Raw genomic sequence first — 20,070 nt, 5'->3', positions numbered from 1 at the left:
ATTAACGTGCGATCCATCGTGTGAGCCGCAATCGCGGTGAATCGTTCATTTCCAAGGGGCGCTCCCATGTTCAAGCGTGTCGCAATACCCATGGCCGCGGCCGCGGTTCTCCTGACGTCCGGCGTTGCCGGGGCTGCCGACCTCGGCGCACCCGTCCTGCGTGGCTCCGAAATCGTCGAGCCTGCCTACCACGACGCCGATCACTGGAGCGGTGCCTATGTCGGCGCCTCGGTCGGCATGCAGGTGACCCGCAACTCGGGTTTCCATTCGGACGTGGCCGGCGCCGCCAATCCGAACTTCCCCAATTTCAACTATGACTATGCCGGCGCGCGCTTCAGCTACGGCCTGCACATGGGCATCCAGCGCATGTTCGGTCAGTTCGTCATCGGCGCCGAACTCGACTTCGACGGCCCGCAGGCGAGGCTCCATTCGCCCTGGTACACCGGCAACGCGGCCTATTCCGGTGGCGTGCCCGGCAACAGCTACCAGCAGCGTATCGCGATGAACTGGCAGGGCTCGCTGCGTGGCCGCGTCGGCTTCGCGCACCACAAGTCGCTGCTTTACGTCACCGGCGGCCTCGCCTTCGCCAACATGACGGCCTGCACCGTGCTCGACGACTGCGTCAACGGCGCCAACCACGTCGTGCGCTATTCCAACACCCGCATGGGCTGGACTGTCGGCGCCGGCATCGAACACAAGTTCAACTACAACTGGTCGGTCCGCGCCGAGTACCGCTACACCAATTTCGGATCGCGCTCCTGCCTCGCCACCGCCGCCTGCTCGATCGATCCGAACGCTTCGGACATCAACAACCGCGTCGAGACCCACGCCTTCCGCTTCGGCGTGAGCTACCTGTTCGGCGGGCCGGCCTTGGCAGCAGCCCCGATCATCGCCCGCTACTGATTGCGGGGGCGGGTCGCCGCCCCCCGGCCAACACCTCCGAAACGCAGAACGCCCGGTCTCGCGACCGGGCGTTTTGCGTTTGTGGAGTCCCGCCGGGCGAAGCCGGCCGGACTGGAGATCAGCCCTCGGAATCGCCGAACTCTTCCGGGTTGAAGGTCTCGAAGGTCGGTTCGTCGGCGCGCTGGGTGAGATCCTCACCCTCGACCTGGCGGTTCGCCTCGCCTGCCGAGCGGGCGACGTTGACCGTGACGGTCGCGTCGACTTCCGGGTGCAGCGAGACGGTGACCTTGTGCAGGCCGATCGCCTTGATCGGCGTGTCGAGCTGGATCATGGCGCGCGAAACGGTGATGCCGGCCGCCGTGATGGCGTCGGACAGATCGCGGGCCGAAACCGAACCGTAAAGCTGGCCGGTTTCGCCGGCCTGGCGGATCAGCACATAGGAGGTGCCATGCAGTTCGGCCGCGACGGCCTCGGCATCCTTCTTCAGTTCGAGATTGCGGGCCTCGAGCTGGGCCTTCATCGTCTCGAACTTCTTGCGGTTGGCTTCGGTGGCGCGCAGCGCCTTGCCGGTGGTCAGCAGGAAGTTGCGGGCATAGCCCGGCTTCACGTCCACGACCTCGCCCATGTAGCCGAGCTTGGCGACGCGCTCGAGAAGAATGACCTGCATGATGATACTCCTTGTTCGGTCAGTTGAATGTCATGTGTTGAAGGGAGGCGCGGGCGGCTTGCGCCGCGCCCGGATGTCGAAGAGCACGTCGGCCAGTCCGGCGAGCGCGACGAAGATCATGGGCCAGCCGATCACCAGGGTGAGCGCATAGAGAAGCCCGAGCGCGAAGCCGCGCATGCCCCAGCCGCGTGTGATGTCGTGGGCCAGCGCGAAGCCCTGGAGGGCGTAGATGGCAAGGCCCACCGCGAGGATGATGGCGGCGAGCTGGCCGGGGAAGCCGGGCGCGAAGGAGCCGATGGAGCCGGCCAGCAGGGCCAGCGCCGTCCATTTCGGCAGCTTGAGAGCGGCGAGATCGGGCCAGGGGCGGATGAGGCGGCCTGAGGCACGCACGATACGGCCGGCGAAATAGAGGTTGATGGTGGTGACGAAGGTCCAGACCACCGCTCCGGCGACCGGCACCGCCGCCGACATCAGGGCCACCAGCGCCTCGCGGTCCGTGCTGCCGACGTTCACCTGTTCCAGCGTCCGGCTGACAGCCTGCCGGATCGAGGACTGGAAGGCGACGTAGTCGAGGCCGTAGAGGGCGACGATGGCGAACAGGGTCAGGGACACTGCCCCGACACCGATCATCGTCAGGATCATGCCCGCCGGCATCCATTCGAAGGCCTGCGGATCGTCCTCCGTTGGCGCCGGGCGCAGCGACAGGGCGGCATAGGTCAGGAACCAGGCCGGCAGACCGACGGAGAAGAAGAAGAACAGGCCGAATTGCGAGCGCAGCGCGAGCGACAGCGCGAGCGCGCCGATCGTCGCCGCAAAGGCGCCGGCATAATGGCCCCAGCCGAGCCCGGCGATGAGCACGGGCAGCGCGGCAAAATAGAACAGGATGAGCGCCATCGGGCTCCCCGACGCGAGCGTCGCGAAGAGGAGTGCAGAGGCAAGTCCTGCCCCGAAGGCGATGGCGAGGGTCGGTCCCATCGTCAGCTGTCCCGCTCGTTTCAGAGGGTTAGGGGAGGATCCCCAGCTTCAGCCGCGGCGGTCTTGACCGCCACGGCCGACGATTCACGTATCGAGAAGGCACATCTCGAGGCGCCGGCGGCGGGGCGCAGGGCGTCCCGCCACGCATGGCGAACTTATTTGATCACGTAGGGCAGGAGGCCGAGGAAGCGGGCACGCTTGATCGCCTGGGCGAGCTCGCGCTGCTTCTTGGCGGAAACCGCCGTGATGCGGGACGGAACGATCTTGCCGCGCTCGGAAATGTAGCGCTGCAGGAGACGGACGTCCTTGTAGTCGATCTTCGGCGCGCTCGGGCCGGAGAAGGGGCAGGACTTGCGACGACGGAAGAAGGGGCGACGGGCGCCACCGGCTGCGGCAGACATGGTCACTCCTCCGTCTGTTCGACTTCGGCGGGCACTTCGACATCCCCGCCATCACGATCGCGGAACCGGCGTGCACCGCCGCCACCGCCACCACCACCACCACCGAAGCCGCCGCCGCCGCCGAAGCCGCGGTCACGACCGCCGCCACCGCCGAAGCCACGGTCGCCGCCGAAGCCGCGCTCGCCGCGATCGTCACGGTCGCGCTTCTGCAGCATGGCGGACGGAACCTCCTCGAGCTCCTCGACCCTGACGGTCATGAAGCGGAGGATGTCCTCGTTGATCGCCATCTGGCGCTCCATCTCGGCGATCGCCGCCGGGGGAGCATCGATGTTCATCAGCGTGTAGTGGGCCTTGCGGTTCTTGCGAACGCGGAAGGCGATCGACTTGAGGCCCCAGGGCTCGACCTTGGGCACCGCGCCGCCATTGGCTTCGATGACGCCCTTGTACTGCTCGGCAAGCGCTTCGGCCTGCTGAGAGGTCACGTCCTGGCGAGCCAGGAACACATGTTCATAGAGAGGCATTCGGCCTGTCTCCGGTTCGAGTGACGCTTCTTCCGGCGCGAAGCCCCCCGAGCCCTGGACAGGCCCGACAGTTTTCTCGAAGGCGGAGACACCGGACGACGGATGAACCCATCCTGCAGGCAAGCCTGCCGTCCGTTCAGCCACCGACCGAAGGAAGCGAAGGCGGCCTTATACGCGAACGGCGCGCGGATTCAAGGCTGTTCCTGCAGACGGCGCCGCGCGTCGCCCGGACCTCGGCCGCAAGAGCGATGGAACCCGATCCGCCGGATGCGGGTTCTGGGATCAGATACCACAAGGAGACGGCCATGATAGCCAAGCCCAGGTCGCTAGCCGAGCGTACCGCGATCACCCGCGACGCGACCGGCCCCGCACCCGGAGGGGGATCCGGCAACCGCGGCGACGACAAGGCCGGAGGCGACGAGATCGGGGCCGGTACTTTCGTCGATAAGCCGGGAAAGCCCGACGAACTGACGCGCGGCGCGCCGCCGAAGCCGAAGAAGCGCTACAGCCTCGCCGACTGACCGCCATGATCTCGCCGTGATATGATGAAAGAAAATGAAACAGTTCGCGAGGCGGACCCTTCCGGGAGCGAATCCATGGCCGATGTCCATCACACCACCCGTCGCGGCTGCGTCTTGACCGCGCGTGACCTGACCCTGATCAAGCGCAAATTCGACCGTACCTGCGAGGAACTCGGCGTTTTCGCCGAAGACGAGCAGGCGCGGCACTCCCTCGGGCGTGCCCTCGTGGCAGCCGTCGCCCGCGGCGACGTCGAACTGCTGGCCGCCAAGGCGCCGGATCCGGCCGGAACCGAGACATTGTTCTTCGAGGGTGAGGAACTCGTCGTCGTCCTCACTGAGCGCGCCGACCACTAGCCGACCCGCCGAATTCACGCCGCATCCTCCTCCCGTCGCCAGACGGGGAAGGGGTCGGCGAGCGCGGCGTATTCCTCGGGATTGAAGCGCGTCGCCGAGGCGCGACCCAGAAGGCAGCCGTCCAGCGCGGCGCGCATGGCCGCCTCGTCCATGCCCGAGCCGATGAAGACGAGTTCCTGCCGCCGGTCGCCGAAGACCGGGTGCCAGTGCCGCTTCAGCATGTCCCGCCACTCCTCCGACTGCGGCCAACGCGCCTTCGGCACGGCGGTCCACCAGAAGCCCATGGCCGAGGTGCGGCAGACCGCACCGGCGATCGACAACTCACCGCACCAGTTCGGGCGCGTCGCCAGCCAGAAATGGCCCTTGGCGCGGATGAGCCCCGGCCAGGTGGCTTTCAGAAAGGCGTCGAAGGCGGTGGGGTCGAAGGGCCGGGCGGCGCGATAGACAAAGGAGGAGATGCCGTATTCCTCCGTCTCCGGCACGTGATCCTTGAAGCCGAAGAGCTCCTTGGCCCAGAGCGGATGCATTTCCGCCTTCTCGGCATCGAAGCGTCCCGTCGCCAGCACCTCGTCCAGCGAGACCTGGGCGAAATCGGTGGTGACGACCCGGGCGTCCGGGTTGAGCCCGCGCACCACCTTCAGCACGAGGTCGCCCTGGTCGGCCGTGACGTCCGACATCTTGTTGACGATGACCACGTCGGCGAATTCGATCTGGTCGGTGAGCAGGTCGGCGAGGGTGCGCTCGTCCTCCGTCCCGGCAGTCTCGCCGCGATCCCTGAGAAAGTCTCGGCTGCCGAAATCCTTCAGAAGGTTGATGGCGTCGACCACCGTGACCATCGTGTCGAGCCGGGCGACATCCTCCAGCGCCTGGTCGTCCTCGTTGCGGAACGAGAAGGTCGCCGCGATCGGCAGCGGCTCGGCGATCCCGGTGCCCTCGATGAGCAGGTAGTCGTAGCGGCCGCTCTCGGCGAGGCGCCGCACCTCGGTCAGCAGGTCGTCGCGCAGGGTGCAGCAGATGCAGCCGTTGGTCATCTCGACGAGCTTCTCGTCGGTCCGCGACAGGTTGGCCCCGCCGTCGCGCACGAGATCGGCGTCGATGTTCACCTCCGACATGTCGTTGACGATGACCGCGACGCGCCGCCCTTCGCGGTTGTTGAGGATATGATTGAGCAGGGTCGTCTTGCCCGCTCCGAGAAAGCCGGAGAGGACAGTGACGGGCAGGCGGGCATCGGTGGTCATGGGAACCTCATAAGTTATAATATTACATATCTGGCTTGCCGGTCACCTCGCAAGGGGTGTGTGAAACCCGTGCAGCGTGAAATCACGAGGCCTTTCGCTTGACACCGCGCCGGCCCGATGCCAGTCCCGCGCACCTTCTTCAGGGGCGTCGCGAGGTCCGGTCCATGACAGCCGCATTCACCTTTCCCGGTCAGGGCAGCCAGAGCGTTGGCATGGGCAAGGCCCTCGCCGATGCCTTTCCGGTCGCCCGTGCGGTCTTCGACGAGGTCGACGCGGCACTCGGCCAGAAGCTTTCTGCCATCATGTGGGACGGCCCGATCGAGACGCTCACCCTGACCGAGAACGCCCAGCCGGCGCTGATGGCGGTCTCGCTGGCGACCATCCGCGTGCTCGAGGCGGAAGCCGGCCTCGATCTCGCCCGCGATGCCGCCTTCGTCGCCGGCCATTCCCTCGGCGAATATTCGGCACTGGCCGCCGCCGGCACCTTCTCCATCACCGATGCCGCGCGTCTGCTGCGCATCCGCGGCAATGCCATGCAGGCGGCGACGCCGGTCGGGACCGGCGCCATGGCAGCGATTCTCGGCCTCGACTTCGAAGCCGTCGTCGCCGTCGCCGCCGAGGCCGCCGAAGGCGAGGTCTGCCAGGCCGCCAACGACAATGGCGGCGGCCAGGTGGTGATTTCCGGCCACAAGAGCGCCGTCGACCGGGCCTGCGAACTCGCCAAGGCGCGCGGCGCCAAGCGCGCCATCCCGCTGCCCGTCTCTGCGCCGTTCCATTGCGCACTGATGCAGCCCGCCGCCGACGCCATGGCGGAGGCCCTGGCGACGGTCGCGGTCAAGGCGCCGGTGGTCCCGGTCGTCGCCAATGTCCTCGCCGCCCCGATCAGCGACCCCGCCGACATCGTCCGCCGCCTTGTCGAACAGGTCACCGGTACGGTGCGCTGGCGTGAATGCGTGACCGTCATGGCGGGGGCGGGCGTCACCACCTTCTACGAGATCGGCACCGGCAAGGTGCTGACCGGCCTCGTCAAGCGCATCGCCGATGGTGCCGTCGGCACCGCCATAGGAACGCCGGACGACGTCGCGGCCTTCAAGGCCGCGCGCGGCTGAACGGCAACAGGGAGCCCGAGACCATGTTCGACTTGACCGGCAAGACCGCCCTCGTCACCGGGGCGACGGGCGGCATCGGCGGCGCCATCGCGCGCGCCCTGCACGGCCAGGGCGCGACCGTCGCGCTCTCCGGCACGCGGCGGGAGAAACTGGAGGAGCTGGCCGCCGGCCTCGGCAGCCGCGCGCATGTCATCCCGACCAATCTCTCGGCGCTGGACGAGGTCGACGCGCTGGTCCCTGCGGCCGAAGCGGCGATGGGCGGCCTCGACATCCTGGTCAACAATGCCGGCATCACCCGCGACAACCTCTTCATCCGGATGAAGGACGACGAGTGGGATCAGGTTCTCGCGGTCAATCTCACCGCCAATTTCCGCCTCAGCCGCGCCGCCGCCAAGCTGATGATGCGCAAGCGCTGGGGCCGCATCGTCCAGATCACGTCCGTGGTCGGCGTCACCGGCAATCCCGGCCAGGGCAATTACGCGGCGGCCAAGGCCGGCCTCATCGGCATGTCGAAATCGCTCGCCGCCGAGATCGCCAGCCGCAACGTCACGGTCAACTGCCTCGCCCCGGGCTTCATCGAAACCGCCATGACCGACGTGCTGAACGACAAGCAGAAGGAGACGATCCTGACGCGGGTTCCGGCCGGTCGTCTCGGCCAGGCGAAGGAAATCGCCGCCGCCGCGGTCTACCTTGCGTCGGAGGAAGCCGCCTACGTCACCGGGCAGACACTGCACGTGAATGGCGGTATGGCCATGATCTAATTGGGGATTTTGGTGATCGGGACGCATGCTGGCAAAACCGGAAGGCCTGTGATAGAGAGCCTTGAGGTTCGGGCAGGGGGCTTCCCAATCGATCCGGAATTCATGGCGACGCGGCGCGCCGCCTGCAACACTTGAAAGCCGCACACCGCATCCGTTCGAGAGCGGTGCCTCATCGTCGGATGGAACGAGGATAATCTAATGAGCGATACCGCTGAACGCGTGAAGAAGATCGTCGTGGAACAGCTCGGCGTCGATGCCGAGAAGGTCGTTCCGGCCGCGAGCTTCATCGACGACCTCGGGGCCGACAGCCTCGACACCGTCGAGCTCGTCATGGCGTTCGAAGAAGAGTTCGGCGTGGAAATTCCGGATGACGCGGCCGAGACGATCCTGACGGTCGGCGACGCCGTGAAGTTCCTCGACAAGGCCGCCAGCGCCTGATTTCAGCACCGTCAAATTCGACTTTGACGTCCGAAGAGCCGGGGAGCGCGCAGCGTCTCCGGCTTTTCGTTCACCGGGCGGGGAATGGGTGAGACGATGATGCGTCGCGTTGTTGTGACCGGAATGGGCCTCCTGACGCCGCTCGGCTGCGGCCTCGAGGAAACCTGGTCTCGGCTCATCAAGGGCGAGAGCGGAGCCTCCAAGGTCGAGCATTTCGACGTCTCCGACATCGCCGCCAAGATCGCCTGCCAGGTCCCGCGCGGCGATGCGCCAGCCGCCTTCCATCCCGACGACTGGATGGAGCCGAAGGAACAGCGCAAGGTCGACGAGTTCATCATCTTCGCCATGTGCGCGGCCAAGCAGGCGCTCGACGATGCCGGCTGGCATCCCAGGACGCCCGACGAACAGAACGCGTCCGGCGTCCTCATCGGCTCCGGCATCGGTGGCATCGATGGCATCGCCGAGGCCGCCCTCATCCTTCGCGAAAAGGGCCCGCGCCGCATCTCGCCCTTCTTCATTCCCGGCCGCCTCATCAATCTCGCCTCCGGCTATGTCTCCATCGCCCACGGTCTCAAGGGGCCGAACCACGCGGTGGTCACCGCCTGTTCGACCGGCGCCCATGCGATCGGCGACGCCGCCCGCCTCGTCGCCTTCGGCGATGCCGACGTGATGGTCGCCGGCGGCACCGAATCACCGATCAGCCGCCTGTCGCTCGCCGGCTTCGCCGCCTGCCGGGCGCTCTGCACCACCTTTAACGACGAGCCGACCCGCGCCTCCCGCCCCTATGACCGCGACCGCGACGGCTTCGTCATGGGCGAGGGCGCCGGCATGGTCGTGCTCGAGGAATACGAGCACGCCAAGGCGCGCGGCGCGAAGATCTATGCCGAGGTCATCGGCTACGGCCTGTCGGGCGATGCCCACCACATCACCGCCCCGGCCGAGGACGGCGACGGCGCCTTCCGCTGCATGCAGGCCGCCCTCAAGCGTGCCGGCATCAGCGCCTCCGACATCGACTACATCAACGCCCACGGCACCTCGACCATGGCCGACGGCATCGAACTCGGCGCTGTCGAGCGCCTGGTCGGCAATGCCGCTTCGAAGATCTCGATGTCGTCGACCAAATCGTCGATCGGCCATCTCCTCGGCGCCGCCGGGGCCGTGGAGGCGATCTTCTCGATCCTGGCGATCCGCGACCAGATCGCGCCGCCGACCCTCAATCTCGACAATCCCTCCGTCGAGACGGCCATCGATCTCGTGCCGCACGTGGCGCGCCAGCGCTCGATCGAGACGGTCCTGTCCAACTCGTTCGGGTTCGGCGGGACCAACGCCTCGGTCATCTTCCGGGCCGCGGCCTGAGGCGGCACCCGCCTTTCGCCACATTCCCTGCGCATCACTCCCCCGGTAATGCGAGCACCTGATCAGAGCGCGGCCCCATGAGCGATCATTCCGGACCCAACCCTCATCAGAACGGGTCCCGCCCGGCCATCAAGTCGCCCCGGGCGGCCCTCGAACCCGAATCGGCCCCGCCGCCGCCGCCGGCCTCGCGCCATGCGCGGAACCAGTGGGTCGTCATCGGCAACCTGATCATCACCATCCTGCTGGTCGGCCTGGTCGGCGGCATGGCCGCCTTCCTCTATGCGCGCCAGGCCTTCGTCGCCGCCGGCCCGCTGCCGCAGGACCGTGCCGTCTTCATCGAGCGCGGCTCGACGGCGGAAGCGATCGCCCAGACGCTGGAGCGCAACGGCGTCATCAACAGCGCGCTGCTCTTCTCGGCCGCCGTTCAGCTCTACGGCGTCCGCGGCGACCTGAAATGGGGCGAGTACATGTTCCCCCGCGCCGCTTCCACCGCCGAGGCCCTGGCCATCGTCCTCGACGGCAAGCCCATCGAATACCGTGTCACGATCCCCGAGGGCCTGACCTCGGAGCAGATCGTCGGCCGCCTGCGCGACAACGACGTCCTCACCGGCGAAGTGGCGCGTATCCCGCGCGAGGGCTCGCTCCTGCCCGACACCTACCGGTTCACCCGCGGCACGACCCGTCAGCAGATGGTCGACCAGATGACGCAGTTCCAGGCGCGGCTGCTGCCGCAGATCTGGGCGCGCCGCAGCCCGGACCTGCCGCTGCGCACGCCGGAGGAACTCGTCATCCTCGCCTCCATCGTCGAGAAGGAGACGGCCAAGGCGGATGAGCGTCCGCGCGTCGCCGGCGTCTTCGTCAACCGCCTCAACCGCCGCATGCGCCTCCAGTCCGATCCGACCATCATCTACGGCATCGTCGGTGGTCGCGGCGCGCTCGGCCGGCCGATCCTGCTGTCGGAGATCCAGCGCCTGACGCCCTACAACACCTACCAGATCGATGGGCTGCCGCCGACGCCCATCGCCAATCCCGGCCGCGCCGCCATGGAGGCGGTGGCCAATCCCCAGCGACACCGCGACATCTTCTTTGTCGCCGACGGCACCGGCGGCCACGCCTTCGCCGAGACGCTGGAACAGCACAACCGCAACGTCGCCAACTGGCGGCGGATCGAGCGGGAACGCGGCGAAGCCTCGGGCACACCTGCCGCCACGGCGGACACGCCGGCAGCCCCCGCCGGCACGCCTGCCCCCGCCGGCACGCCTGCCCGCGCCACCCGCTGATCCCGCCCGCGACCATGGCGCTTGACCTTGCCGTGGCTCCGACTTAACGCCCTGCAGGTCAGTCCGCCGCAGAGGAAGCCATGGCCCTGTCCAGCATGACGGGATTTTCCCGTGCCGAAGGCGTGGCGGGCACTGCCCTCTGGGCTTGGGAAATCAAGTCGGTCAACTCCAAGGGCCTCGACGTCAAGCTGCGCCTGCCGCCAAGCCTCGATGCGGCTGAGCCCGCCATCCGCCAGAAGGTCTCCGCCGCCGTCGTGCGCGGTTCCATTTTCGCGTCCCTCGCGGTCAAGCGCGAAACCTCGACCACCGAGGTGCGCATCAACGAGGCCGTCCTGGCGCAGGTGGCCGAGGCCGCCCGCCTCATCGCCGAGCGCATCGACGCCCGCGTCCCTGCCATCGACGGTCTCCTCGCCATCAGGGGCGTCATCGACGTCGTCGAGGCCGAGGAGAGCGAGGAGGAGAAGGCCCGCCTCGCCGCCGATGTCCTCGCCGGGCTCGACATCGCGCTCTCCCGCCTTCTCGACATGCGCCGGAGCGAGGGCGCTGCCCTCGGCGCCGTCCTTGCCGACCGTCTCGACGAGATCGCCGCCCTCAAGCGCGAGGCCGAGGACAATCCGTGCCGGCGCCCCGAGGCGATCCGGGCGAAGATCGCCGAGCAGCTCGCCGCGCTTCTGGAGCCCGGCCGCAACTTCGATCCCGACCGCCTGCACCAGGAGGCGCTGATGGTCGCGACCAAGGCCGATATCCGCGAGGAACTCGATCGTCTCGACGCCCATGTCGCCGCCGCCCGTAAGCTCATCGCCGAGGGCGGCGCCGTCGGCCGCAAGCTCGACTTCCTCGCCCAGGAATTCAACCGCGAGACCAACACGCTCTGTTCGAAGGCGAACGACGTGACGCTGACCGCCACCGGCCTCGCGCTCAAGGCGGTGGTCGAGCAGTTCCGCGAACAGGTCCAGAATCTGGAGTAGGGCATGGCCGATCCCGTCACGGCCCGCCGCGGCCTCATGCTGATCCTCACCTCGCCATCGGGGGCGGGCAAGTCGACGCTGACGCGCCAGCTCCTCGCCGAGGAGACGGACATCGCCCTGTCCGTATCGGTGACCACCCGGGCGCGCCGCAAGGACGAGATCGACGGCGTCCACTACCACTTCATCGACCGCCCCGCCTTCGAGCGCCTGCGCGAGGCGAACGACCTGCTCGAATGGGCCGAGGTCCACGGCAATTGCTACGGCACCCCGCGCAAGGCGGTGGAGGAGGCGCTCTCCGCCGGCAAGGACGTGCTCTTCGACATCGACGTCGCGGGCGTCCGCCAACTCGCCGCCATGGTGCGCGAGGACATGGCCACCGTCTTCCTGCTGCCGCCCTCGGTCGCCGAGCAGGTCGCCCGGCTGAAGCGGCGGGCGAGCGACGACGAGGCCGCCATCCTCAAGCGCCTACGCACGGCGCGCGACGAGATCGGCCACTGGGCGGATTTCGACTACATCCTCGTCAATGATGATCTCGGTCGCGCCTTCGCCGAACTGCGCGCCATCCTCCACGCCGAGCGGCTGAAGCAGCGCCGCCGCCCGAAGCTGGAGGCGCTGATCTCCGAGCTCGGCCGCGATCTCGACGGTATCCTGTCCGGTGGAGCTCTGCCGGCCTGATCACCCCGCCGCCAGCCGCGCCAGCCGGCAGAAATCGTCGATCGTCAGGTTCTCCGCCCGCTCGGTCGGGTCGAGCCCCGCCGCCTCGATCAGCGGCATGGGATCGCGTCCGAGCCCCTTCAGGCTCTGGCGGATCATCTTGCGGCGCTGGCCGAAGGCGGCGAGGGTGACCCGCTCCAGCATCCTGACCGCGCAGGGCAGGGGCTCCGCCCGCGGCACCAGATGCACGACCGAGGAGGTGATCTTCGGCGGTGGCACGAAGGCCGACGGCGCCACGTCGAACATGATCCGCGCCGTCGTGCGCCATCCCGCCAGCACGCCGAGGCGGCCATAGGGGTCCGAGCCCGGGGCGGCGACGATGCGCTGCGCCACCTCCTTCTGGAACATCAGCGTCAGCGACTCGTACCAGGGCGGCCAGGCCTGCGAGGTCAGCCAGCCGGTGAGCAGGTTCGTGCCGATGTTGTAAGGCAGGTTGGCGACGATGCGGGCCGGCGCGCCGGCCGTCAGTTCCCCGAAGTCGACCTTCAGCGCGTCGCCCTCGATCACTTCGAGCCGGCCGGGATAGGCCGCGGCGATCTCGGCCAGCGCCGGCAGGCAGCGCGCGTCGCGCTCGATGGCGATCACGCGGCCCGCGCCGCCGGCCAGCAGCGCCCGCGTCAACCCGCCTGGCCCGGGACCGACCTCCACGACCGTGGCGCCCTCCAGCGGCCCGGAGGCGCGGGCGATCCGGCTCGTCAGGTTGAGGTCGAGCAGGAAATTCTGGCCGAGGGCCTTCTTCGCCATCAGCCCGTGGCGGGCGATGACCTCGCGCAGCGGCGGCAGGGGGTCGAGGGCGCTCAAGCGGCGGGCTTTTTATGGGCGAGCCGGCCGGCCAGCGCGATGGCCTGGGTCATGCTGTCCGGGCGGGCCTTGCCGGTTCCGGCGAGGGAATAGGCGGTGCCGTGATCGGGCGAGGTGCGGATGAAGGGCAGGCCCAGCGTGACGTTGACGCCCTCGTCGAAGGCGATGGTCTTCACCGGCGCCAGCACCTGGTCGTGATACATGCCGAGCACCACGTCATAGGTGGCGCGCGCCTGCGGGTGGAACAGCGTATCGGCGGGATGCGGGCCGGTGGCGGCGATGCCGAGGCGGTTGAGCTCGGCCACCGCCGGCGCCACGATCTCGATGTCCTCGCGGCCGATCAGGCCGTCCTCGCCGGCATGGGGATTGAGGCCGCAGACGGCGAGGCGCGGGCGGGCGATGCCGAACTTGCTGGCGAGGTCGTGGGCGACGATGGCGCCGGTCTCGACGATCAGGCTGGTCGTCAGGCGCCCCGGCACGGCCGCGAGCGGGATATGGATGGTGACCGGGACGACGGCGAGCGTCTCGCTCCAGATCATCATCACCGGCCGCACCGGGCCGACGCGGAAGGCGCGGGCCAGTTCGCCGAGAAATTCCGTATGGCCCGGATGGGCGAAGCCGGCCTCGGCCAGCACCGATTTGGAGATCGGTGCGGTGATGATGGCCCCGGCCCGTCCGGCGCGGATATGGTCGACCCCGGTCCGGATCGCCTCGATGACGACCGCGCCGGTCTGCGCCGTCGGTTCGCCCGGCCTGTCGGCGATCCCGGCTCCGATATCGAGCACCGGCATGCCGAAGGTGAAGGTCTCTACGGCTTCTTCCGGAAGGCAGGGAACGACCGGCACGCCGATGCCGAGGCGGGAGGCCCGCGCTTCCATGAGCGCCGCGTCGCCAATGACGTAGAAGGGCGGCAGGCGGTGCTCCGCCCGGTCTCGCCAGGCCATGAGGGCGATGTCCGGTCCGATGCCGGCCGGTTCCCCCATGGAGATGGCGAGAGGCGGGATCATGGCCGGCCGTTCAGCGCCGCTCGCCGCGGCCGTCGCGATAGGTGATCACCGCGGTCTGGCGGATCCGGGCGAGATAGCTGTCCGAAATCCGCTTCATCTCCGCCGTGGTCATCTCCTCGCGCACCTGGTTGCGCGCGGCGGTGTCGCTGGTGCTCGCCTCTTCCTTCGAACAGACGGCGATCATCTCGATACCCTGCTGGGTGCGGCTCGGCGGCGTCAGCTTGCCGACGGCCGTCTGGTCGAGCACCTGGCGGAAAGCCGCGCTCAGATCGGTGTTGAGGCGGCGGAACTGCTCGCGCACGGCGGCGTCGGGAATGCGGCCGACCTGTTCCAGATCGGTAGCGCAGCTGGAGAAGCGGCCGCGCAGCGCATTGGCCTCGGCCATCCGCCGCTGCACCTGGGCGGCAGGCGCCGTCGCCGGCACCAGCAGCACGATCGGACGCAGCACGAAATTGACCGGGCGGGTCGCACCCTGCCGGCGCGACAGCGCGTCGACGAGCTGCGTGTCGGTGATGAAGATCGTGCGGCCGAAACGCGCCCCGATCAGGTTCGACCACGACAGGTCGGCGCGCAGCTTGCCCTTGTAGACCCGCGGCTCGATCCCCTGCGAACGCAGCACCTGGTCGAATCCGCGCGGATCGATGCCGGAGCGCTGGGCGACCTGCGCATAGGCGGCCTCCACCTGCTGCTCGTTGGCCTCGACGCGGAAGCGCCGTGCCTCGGCGAACTTGATGCGGTCGTTGATCAGGTCCTGCAGCGCCTGTTCGGCCGAATGCGGCCGTCCTTCGCGGATCTGCAGCAGCCGCTGGCGCTGGGGAATGTCGAAGCTGGTGATCGGGACGCCGGCCACCGTGGCGATGACGCGGCCTTCCTGCGCCTGAACGGGGGTCGTGGCGGTAAGGCCAACCGCGGAAACAGCGATGGCGAGAGCAGCGGCGAGCAAGGGTCGCACGGGGACCATGGTGGCGCCTCCTTGGGGATGGGATGAATGCCGAGCCTGCTCCCTCGCCCAAGAGGGTGGCGCAATCAGGGCAGGGGGCTCATTGCGAGGGCGGATTGAACCAGTTCGAGACGTTCTGGGACAGGCTCAGTTCGCCGATCGTGCGCAGGTTGAACCTGAACATGAAGCGGTGGACGTCACGCGTCGTCGCGACGTTGTTCAGCGTCACGACATCGGCGGCGAAATCGCGGGAATAGTAGAAACCGAGCTGCATCGCATCGTCGAGATAGTTGACGCCGACCGTAAGGCCTTCGACCTTATTCCGCTCGGTCAGATCCGCCACGACCGTCGCCGCCAGGTTCTGCCGCTGGAATGCGAAGCGGGCGGCGCCGTAGACCGTCCAGTTCGTCGCCACAGTATAGGACACGGCGGCGCCGATGGCGCTGCGCGCGACCTGGTAGCCGAGTTCGGGTTGCGGCGCGAGAAAGCCATAGGTGCCGGTGAGGGCGAAATTGCCGAAGCGACCCGTCGCATCCACGGAGCCACGCTGGATGGCCAAGGTTCGCTCGTCGAAGCGCCCGAAGGCCGACACGCGGAAATTGCGGTCCATCTGGTACTGGAACCGCGCCACATAGTCCGACCGCTGTTTGTTGAGGCCGGAATTGGCGCCGGTCGACGCCATGTCGAAGAGCGCGCCGGCCGAGAAGGAGTTGATGCCGAACAGGTGCAGAGACTGGCCGAACATGACGTTCACCCAGGTCCCGTTGGTGAAGCGGTGGGTGACGTTGAGGCCGTAATTCATGCGACCGCCGCCCTCGATCCGGTCCCAGCCCGAGAACTTGTTCACCTGGAACAGGTTGGTGTCGTCGAAGACGAGGCTCTGCGCATCCTCGTTGGGGATGTTGCCGATACTCGTCTCGTTCGGCCGGGCGATCAACTGCACGATTGGCTCGACCGTCGTCGTCCCGTATTCGGTCGCCGCGATCCAGGGATAGCGGTAGGTGATGCCGACGGTCGGCATGAAGCGCGTGTAGATCCGGTCGTCTTGGGAGAGCCGCGAGAACGATCCGAGCAACGGGCTGCTGTTGCTGTCCTTGAGCAGGTGGTAGGTCACATCGCCGCGCACCGAGACGAAGGGCTCCCAGACCTGACCCATCGCGTCGGTGACGCGCCGCCGCCAGGCGACCTCGACCGAGGCCCGCGAATAGTGGCCGTCGATGCCGTTCACCAGGCAGTTCCGCGGGTCGATGCGGTTGACATAAGTCGGCGCAGGCACCGGCTGCGGCCCCTGGGGCAGGGTCGCGTAGCAGAACAGCGGCAGGGCGGTGCCGTTCACCAGTTCGGTGGCGGTGGTGTTTCGCGCGGTGACGTCCGCCTGTTCGCGCGTCAGGCTGACGACGCTGGTCCGCCACGAGAACTCGCCGCCGGCCACCGACTGGTCGAGCACGCGGAAATAGTCGAGCACCGGGTGCGAGGTCGGCAAAACCTTGTTGTTGACGTCGGTCGCGGTGATGCCGACATAGCGCGTCGCCGACAGGTCGAACCAGCTCCGAGGTCCCTGTCCCCGCAGGAAAAGACGGGAATTGGCCTCCGTCTGGCCCGGCAGCGACAGGGAATAGTCCCTGAGGAAGGCCGTGTCGGACATGAGATTGAGATCCCAGCCGACGGACCAGCGTTCGTTGATGCGGAACATGCCGGTCGTGTGCAGGATGCCGCGGAACTCGCGGTTGCCAACCTCGTTGATCCCACTTGAATAGGTGAAGACGCTCGGGTCGTTCTGCCGAATGCCGGCCGCCCGGATGGAATAGTAGCCGCTCTCGAACCCGTGCCGCCATTCGACCAGCGGCATGAAGCCCTGGCGGGAATAGTAGCGCGGCGCGATCAGCAGGTCGTAGTTCGGCTGGATGTTCCAGAAATACGGAATCTCGACGCCCATGCCGGTGCGGTTGGAGCCGGCGATGCCGGGCACGAGGATGCCGGAGGCCTTGCGGACCGTCGGATCGGGTGCCCAGAAGCGCGGCATATAGGCGATCGGCACCCCGAACATCTCGAAGCGCGCATCCTCGAAATAGATGGTGCGCTCGGACTCGCGGTGGATGATGCGCTTGGCCTTGATGACCCAGGTCGGCGGCTTCGACAGGTCGGCGCGGCAGGAGGCGCAGGCGGTATAGGCGGCGCGCTCGAAGGTGGTGACGTCGCCGCCTTCCCGCGTCACCTGGGCGGCGCCGATGAAACGGCGATCCGGCGTCTCGATGTTCAGCGACTGGATGAAGCCATTGGTGAACTGCTGGTCGAACTCCATGTCCTGCCCGTGGGCGATGTTGCCCGACGGCTCGGTGATGCGGACATTGCCGGTGGCGCGGACGCGGCCGGAGCGCTGGTCATAGGTGACGACGTCGGCCTCGATCGTCCGGCCGTCGTAGTAGATCTGCACGCTGCCGCGCGCCGACACCCGGCTGGTCCGCTCGTCATAGACCAGCTGCCCCGCATTGACCTGCATCGGCGTACCGGGCGGGGTCGAGGTGAAGGTCGGGCCGGCGGTCGGCAGGGGGCCGGCCTGCCGCGCCGGCGACCGCTGCACGGGCTGGTTCTGCACCTGGGTCGGATCGAGGATATAGGGCCGCGGCTCGGCCTGATCACTGGCCGTCTGGGCGCGCAGGGGCGCAAATCCGCCCGCCGCGACGACCAGAGCCAGAAGGCTGGCGGTCACGGTCAGGGCAGAGCGGGCGATTCGGGCCGTAGAAGCCGCCGGACGGCGTGCTGCGCGAAGCATCAGCCATCCTCCAGCTTCAGAAGAACCATGAAACCCATCAACGCACCGATAAATGCAGGCGACCAAGCGGCAAGGACCGGGGGCACGAGATTCGAGCGTCCCAGATTGCCGGCGAGTTCGGAACCCACGTAAAGCAAAAATCCGGCGACCACGCCACCCAGAATCGTCTTGCCCAGTCCACCGAGCCGGGCGAAGCGCAAACTCGCCGCAGCCGCCACCAGCACCATGGCGACGAGAAGCAGGGGTCTGGCCAGAAGAAGCTGGTATTGCAGCTCGAAACGGGCCGTCGGCAGGCCCGAGCGACGGGCCAGTTCGATGAACTGCGGCAGTTCCCAGAACGAGACCTGCTCGGGCATGACGAAGCTCTGGCGGACCTGCTCGGCGGTCAGCCGCGTCGCCAGACGATAGGTCTCGTGCCTCACCGGTTCGGCTCCGACCGGCGTCACGACGGCCTTCCGGAGCAGCCAGAAACCGTCGCCGAGATCGGCGCCCTCGGCGTCGATCCGTTCCTTGAAGGTCCCGTCTGCGCCGTAGACGAGGGCGCTGACACCGGTCAGCCGCTGGCCGCGCTCGGTGGCGGAGGCGGCATTGATCACAGCCTGGCCGTCGGGCGTCGCCTGCCGGAGCCAGAAATTGGTGCGTTGGTCGACAAAGACGGCGCGGCCGAACAGGTCCGATTCCAGTTTGAAGCTGCGCTCGCGGAAGTCGGACGCCACCGGATTGTAGATGGCTGCCGCGAAGACGCCGAGCAGCAATGCCAGCACGACGGGCGGTGTCAGGAACTGCCAGGCCGACAATCCCGCGGCCCGCGCCACCACCAGCTCGAGTTTCCGCGAGAGGCCGAGGAAGCAGAGCATGGCGCCGACCAGAACAGCGAAGGGCAGCACGATCTCGATGAAGGCGGGGACGCGGTAGACCGTCAGCAGCGCCACCAGGTGGGTCGGCGCCCGGGTCGCATCCTCGACACGGCGCAATTGCTCGACGAAGTCGACGATGAGAACCAGGCCGAAAGTACCGAGGAACGTGCCTCCCACCGCCGCGAGGAACTTGCGCGTCATGTAGCGGGAGAAGGTCGAAACCATCAGGCGCTGCCCCTCTGCGCCATGCGTGCCGCGATCATCCGGGAGATGCGGTCGGAGAGGTCGTTGGAGATGCGCGTCAGCACCGCCGGCGGCCTGACCTTGACGTAGCCGAGGGACATGGCCCCGAAAAAGACGATGTTCGCGATCGGCAGGAGATAGACGAGGGGCACGGCCGCGGGGCGCGCCGCGACGATGCCGGACACGGCGAAGCCGCTGCCGCGGAAGGCAGCCATCAGGATGATCGCACCGGCGATCGCGGCTCCGCGGCTCTGCCGCGTCGTACGGGCCTGTCCCAGCATGGCAAACGCAATACACAACATGGCCAGTGGGTAGAGCGGCGCGGCAAACCTGTCGTGCAGCTCCTGACGGAACCGCCCACGCCACCGTTCCAGCATGGGATCGGCAGGGTCGGGGTTCATGAGCTCGAACGTATAGCGCTCCGATGGTCTATAAATCGTTTCGGCCGCCTGGGTCAGCTGCGACAGGTCGAAGGCATAGCGGTCGAAGACGACGATCGACGTGTTGCCGTCCTTGAGCTCGCGGCGTTGCAGATTGCCGTTCTCCAGCACGAAGAACGTGCCCTGCGGCTGTTCGGTGATGACCCCGCGCTCGGCCACATAGATCATGTGGACCTGCGGGTCGCGGGTGTCGGCGACGACGATGCCGAGCAGCACGCCACCGGGCGCGCGGTCGCGGATGTGGAATGTGAGGCCGCGGTCGGCCTGGGTAAACTGGCCGGGACGCACGATCGCGGTGAGGAGGTTCGCCTGGACCTGTGTCAGCAGCAGGCGGAAATGCCGGATCGATGTCGGCGTCAGCCACAGGGACAGCGAGCCGACGAAGAGCATGACGAGCGCCGTCAGGATGAACAGCGGCCGGGCGAGGCGTGCCGGCGAGACGCCGGCGGCCGACATCACGATGAGCTCGGAATCGCCGTTCAGCTTGTTCAGCGTCTGCACGACCGCGATGAACAGAGCGATCGGCGCGATGAGGGCCAACAGCACAGGGATGCCCAGGCTCGTCATCATGAAGAACAGGGCGATGGTCTGGCCGCTGTTGGTCACGAGGTCGAGCTGCCGCAGGACCTGCGTGATCCAGACGACCAATGTCAGAATGAACAGGCCGGCCACAAAGGTGAGGGCAGCCTGACGGAATATATAGCGTTCGAGGGATCCCATTCCCGGCTCATGCTGGTGCAGGGTCCGCCAACCCGCGCTTATGTCGTCATCAGGGTTAGAAGCGGATCATGGCGGCGGCAAGG

Annotated in this window: 21 protein-coding genes; 10 read left to right on the top strand and 11 right to left on the bottom strand. The window is 67.7% G+C overall.

Annotated elements, in window-relative coordinates; genetic code table 11:
* Window positions 1–66: 66 nt before the first annotated feature.
* Complete coding sequence (locus Q8O26_RS02035) at window positions 67–903, top strand: outer membrane protein (RefSeq protein ID WP_305572966.1); 837 nt, start codon at window positions 67–69, stop codon at window positions 901–903.
* Window positions 904–1,021: 118 nt separating this feature from the next.
* On the opposite strand, the gene rplI is transcribed toward Q8O26_RS02035, so the two are convergent.
* From rplI to rpsF, 4 genes are all read right to left on the bottom strand, one after another.
* Window positions 1,022–1,570: a 50S ribosomal protein L9 gene (gene rplI / locus Q8O26_RS02030; RefSeq protein WP_305572964.1), complete on the bottom strand. Its 549-nt coding sequence runs from the start codon at window positions 1,568–1,570 to the stop codon at window positions 1,022–1,024.
* 30 nt (window positions 1,571–1,600) lie between these two features.
* Complete coding sequence (locus Q8O26_RS02025; RefSeq protein WP_305572962.1) at window positions 1,601–2,545, bottom strand: DUF2232 domain-containing protein; 945 nt, start codon at window positions 2,543–2,545, stop codon at window positions 1,601–1,603.
* Between the two features lie 155 nt (window positions 2,546–2,700).
* Window positions 2,701–2,946 carry a 30S ribosomal protein S18 gene (gene rpsR, locus Q8O26_RS02020; RefSeq protein ID WP_305572960.1) on the bottom strand — a complete coding sequence of 82 codons (246 nt, stop codon included), beginning with the start codon at window positions 2,944–2,946 and terminating at the stop codon, window positions 2,701–2,703.
* 2 nt (window positions 2,947–2,948) lie between these two features.
* Complete coding sequence (gene rpsF / locus Q8O26_RS02015; RefSeq protein ID WP_305572958.1) at window positions 2,949–3,467, bottom strand: 30S ribosomal protein S6; 519 nt, start codon at window positions 3,465–3,467, stop codon at window positions 2,949–2,951.
* A gap of 305 nt (window positions 3,468–3,772) precedes the next feature.
* Between rpsF and Q8O26_RS02010 the strand changes: the two genes are divergently transcribed.
* A complete protein-coding gene (locus Q8O26_RS02010; RefSeq protein WP_305572956.1) occupies window positions 3,773–3,988 on the top strand; it encodes a hypothetical protein in 216 nt (71 codons plus the stop codon).
* A 75-nt stretch (window positions 3,989–4,063) separates the two neighbouring features.
* Window positions 4,064–4,342, top strand: a complete 279-nt coding sequence (locus tag Q8O26_RS02005) for a hypothetical protein (RefSeq protein WP_305572954.1) — start codon at window positions 4,064–4,066, stop codon at window positions 4,340–4,342.
* Window positions 4,343–4,356: 14 nt separating this feature from the next.
* On the opposite strand, the gene zigA is transcribed toward Q8O26_RS02005, so the two are convergent.
* The gene (gene zigA / locus Q8O26_RS02000; RefSeq protein WP_305572952.1) at window positions 4,357–5,580 is read right to left on the bottom strand and encodes a zinc metallochaperone GTPase ZigA; all 1,224 of its coding nucleotides are present in this window, start codon (window positions 5,578–5,580) and stop codon (window positions 4,357–4,359) included.
* Window positions 5,581–5,744: 164 nt separating this feature from the next.
* Between zigA and fabD the strand changes: the two genes are divergently transcribed.
* The 7 genes from fabD to gmk all read left to right on the top strand — a co-directional run bounded on the left by fabD (window position 5,745) and on the right by gmk (window position 12,167).
* A complete protein-coding gene (gene fabD / locus Q8O26_RS01995) occupies window positions 5,745–6,689 on the top strand; it encodes an ACP S-malonyltransferase (protein ID WP_305572950.1) in 945 nt (314 codons plus the stop codon).
* 23 nt (window positions 6,690–6,712) lie between these two features.
* Window positions 6,713–7,450, top strand: a complete 738-nt coding sequence (gene fabG, locus Q8O26_RS01990) for a 3-oxoacyl-[acyl-carrier-protein] reductase (RefSeq protein WP_305572949.1) — start codon at window positions 6,713–6,715, stop codon at window positions 7,448–7,450.
* A gap of 198 nt (window positions 7,451–7,648) precedes the next feature.
* Entirely contained in the window at window positions 7,649–7,888 is a 240-nt protein-coding gene (locus Q8O26_RS01985) for an acyl carrier protein (RefSeq protein ID WP_305572947.1), read from the top strand.
* Between the two features lie 99 nt (window positions 7,889–7,987).
* Window positions 7,988–9,244 (top strand): beta-ketoacyl-ACP synthase II, encoded by a 1,257-nt coding sequence (gene fabF / locus Q8O26_RS01980; RefSeq protein WP_305572945.1) that lies wholly within the window; start codon window positions 7,988–7,990, stop codon window positions 9,242–9,244.
* Between the two features lie 77 nt (window positions 9,245–9,321).
* Window positions 9,322–10,524 (top strand): endolytic transglycosylase MltG, encoded by a 1,203-nt coding sequence (gene mltG / locus Q8O26_RS01975; RefSeq protein ID WP_305572943.1) that lies wholly within the window; start codon window positions 9,322–9,324, stop codon window positions 10,522–10,524.
* An 80-nt stretch (window positions 10,525–10,604) separates the two neighbouring features.
* Window positions 10,605–11,492, top strand: coding sequence for a YicC/YloC family endoribonuclease (locus tag Q8O26_RS01970; RefSeq protein ID WP_305572941.1), 888 nt, complete (start codon window positions 10,605–10,607; stop codon window positions 11,490–11,492).
* Between the two features lie 3 nt (window positions 11,493–11,495).
* Window positions 11,496–12,167 carry a guanylate kinase gene (gene gmk, locus Q8O26_RS01965; RefSeq protein ID WP_305572940.1) on the top strand — a complete coding sequence of 224 codons (672 nt, stop codon included), beginning with the start codon at window positions 11,496–11,498 and terminating at the stop codon, window positions 12,165–12,167.
* Here the strand turns inward: gmk and rsmA are convergent, their stop codons facing one another.
* From rsmA to lptF, 6 genes are all read right to left on the bottom strand, one after another.
* Entirely contained in the window at window positions 12,168–13,007 is an 840-nt protein-coding gene (rsmA, locus tag Q8O26_RS01960) for a 16S rRNA (adenine(1518)-N(6)/adenine(1519)-N(6))-dimethyltransferase RsmA (protein WP_305572938.1), read from the bottom strand.
* Window positions 13,004–14,014: a 4-hydroxythreonine-4-phosphate dehydrogenase PdxA gene (pdxA, locus tag Q8O26_RS01955; protein WP_305572936.1), complete on the bottom strand. Its 1,011-nt coding sequence runs from the start codon at window positions 14,012–14,014 to the stop codon at window positions 13,004–13,006. Before pdxA ends, rsmA begins: the two co-directional genes overlap by 4 nt.
* A gap of 10 nt (window positions 14,015–14,024) precedes the next feature.
* Window positions 14,025–14,975 (bottom strand): SurA N-terminal domain-containing protein, encoded by a 951-nt coding sequence (locus Q8O26_RS01950; protein ID WP_305572934.1) that lies wholly within the window; start codon window positions 14,973–14,975, stop codon window positions 14,025–14,027.
* Window positions 14,976–15,054: 79 nt separating this feature from the next.
* Window positions 15,055–17,727 (bottom strand): LPS-assembly protein LptD, encoded by a 2,673-nt coding sequence (locus Q8O26_RS01945; RefSeq protein ID WP_305572932.1) that lies wholly within the window; start codon window positions 17,725–17,727, stop codon window positions 15,055–15,057.
* A complete protein-coding gene (gene lptG, locus Q8O26_RS01940; RefSeq protein WP_305572930.1) occupies window positions 17,727–18,809 on the bottom strand; it encodes an LPS export ABC transporter permease LptG in 1,083 nt (360 codons plus the stop codon). Before lptG ends, Q8O26_RS01945 begins: the two co-directional genes overlap by 1 nt.
* Entirely contained in the window at window positions 18,809–19,987 is a 1,179-nt protein-coding gene (lptF, locus tag Q8O26_RS01935; protein ID WP_305572928.1) for an LPS export ABC transporter permease LptF, read from the bottom strand. Before lptF ends, lptG begins: the two co-directional genes overlap by 1 nt.
* Between the last annotated feature and the right edge of the window lie 83 nt (window positions 19,988–20,070).

The sequence above is a fragment of the Phreatobacter sp. genome (genome assembly GCF_030691135.1).
In the GTDB taxonomy this organism is placed as follows: Bacteria; Pseudomonadota; Alphaproteobacteria; order Rhizobiales; family Phreatobacteraceae; genus Phreatobacter.
The sequence above is the reverse complement of the archived record's forward strand: the minus strand, read 5'-3'. Positions and strand labels throughout refer to the sequence as shown.

Excerpts from the sequence above, each read along its gene's own strand:
- zigA (WP_305572952.1), bottom strand. The coding sequence starts at position 5,580 with ATGACCACCGATGCCCGCCTGCCCGTCACTGTCCTCTCCGGCTTTCTC.
- Q8O26_RS02035 (WP_305572966.1), top strand. The coding sequence starts at position 67 with ATGTTCAAGCGTGTCGCAATACCCATGGCCGCGGCCGCGGTTCTCCTG.
- pdxA (WP_305572936.1), bottom strand. The coding sequence starts at position 14,014 with ATGATCCCGCCTCTCGCCATCTCCATGGGGGAACCGGCCGGCATCGGA.
- rpsF (WP_305572958.1), bottom strand. The coding sequence starts at position 3,467 with ATGCCTCTCTATGAACATGTGTTCCTGGCTCGCCAGGACGTGACCTCT.
- fabF (WP_305572945.1), top strand. The coding sequence starts at position 7,988 with ATGCGTCGCGTTGTTGTGACCGGAATGGGCCTCCTGACGCCGCTCGGC.
- Q8O26_RS02005 (WP_305572954.1), top strand. The coding sequence starts at position 4,064 with ATGGCCGATGTCCATCACACCACCCGTCGCGGCTGCGTCTTGACCGCG.
- mltG (WP_305572943.1), top strand. The coding sequence starts at position 9,322 with ATGAGCGATCATTCCGGACCCAACCCTCATCAGAACGGGTCCCGCCCG.
- Q8O26_RS01985 (WP_305572947.1), top strand. The coding sequence starts at position 7,649 with ATGAGCGATACCGCTGAACGCGTGAAGAAGATCGTCGTGGAACAGCTC.
- rplI (WP_305572964.1), bottom strand. The coding sequence starts at position 1,570 with ATGCAGGTCATTCTTCTCGAGCGCGTCGCCAAGCTCGGCTACATGGGC.
- lptF (WP_305572928.1), bottom strand. The coding sequence starts at position 19,987 with ATGGGATCCCTCGAACGCTATATATTCCGTCAGGCTGCCCTCACCTTT.
- gmk (WP_305572940.1), top strand. The coding sequence starts at position 11,496 with ATGGCCGATCCCGTCACGGCCCGCCGCGGCCTCATGCTGATCCTCACC.
- rpsR (WP_305572960.1), bottom strand. The coding sequence starts at position 2,946 with ATGTCTGCCGCAGCCGGTGGCGCCCGTCGCCCCTTCTTCCGTCGTCGC.
- lptG (WP_305572930.1), bottom strand. The coding sequence starts at position 18,809 with ATGGTTTCGACCTTCTCCCGCTACATGACGCGCAAGTTCCTCGCGGCG.
- Q8O26_RS02025 (WP_305572962.1), bottom strand. The coding sequence starts at position 2,545 with ATGGGACCGACCCTCGCCATCGCCTTCGGGGCAGGACTTGCCTCTGCA.
- Q8O26_RS02010 (WP_305572956.1), top strand. The coding sequence starts at position 3,773 with ATGATAGCCAAGCCCAGGTCGCTAGCCGAGCGTACCGCGATCACCCGC.
- Q8O26_RS01950 (WP_305572934.1), bottom strand. The coding sequence starts at position 14,975 with ATGGTCCCCGTGCGACCCTTGCTCGCCGCTGCTCTCGCCATCGCTGTT.
- Q8O26_RS01970 (WP_305572941.1), top strand. The coding sequence starts at position 10,605 with ATGGCCCTGTCCAGCATGACGGGATTTTCCCGTGCCGAAGGCGTGGCG.
- fabG (WP_305572949.1), top strand. The coding sequence starts at position 6,713 with ATGTTCGACTTGACCGGCAAGACCGCCCTCGTCACCGGGGCGACGGGC.
- fabD (WP_305572950.1), top strand. The coding sequence starts at position 5,745 with ATGACAGCCGCATTCACCTTTCCCGGTCAGGGCAGCCAGAGCGTTGGC.
- Q8O26_RS01945 (WP_305572932.1), bottom strand. The coding sequence starts at position 17,727 with ATGCTTCGCGCAGCACGCCGTCCGGCGGCTTCTACGGCCCGAATCGCC.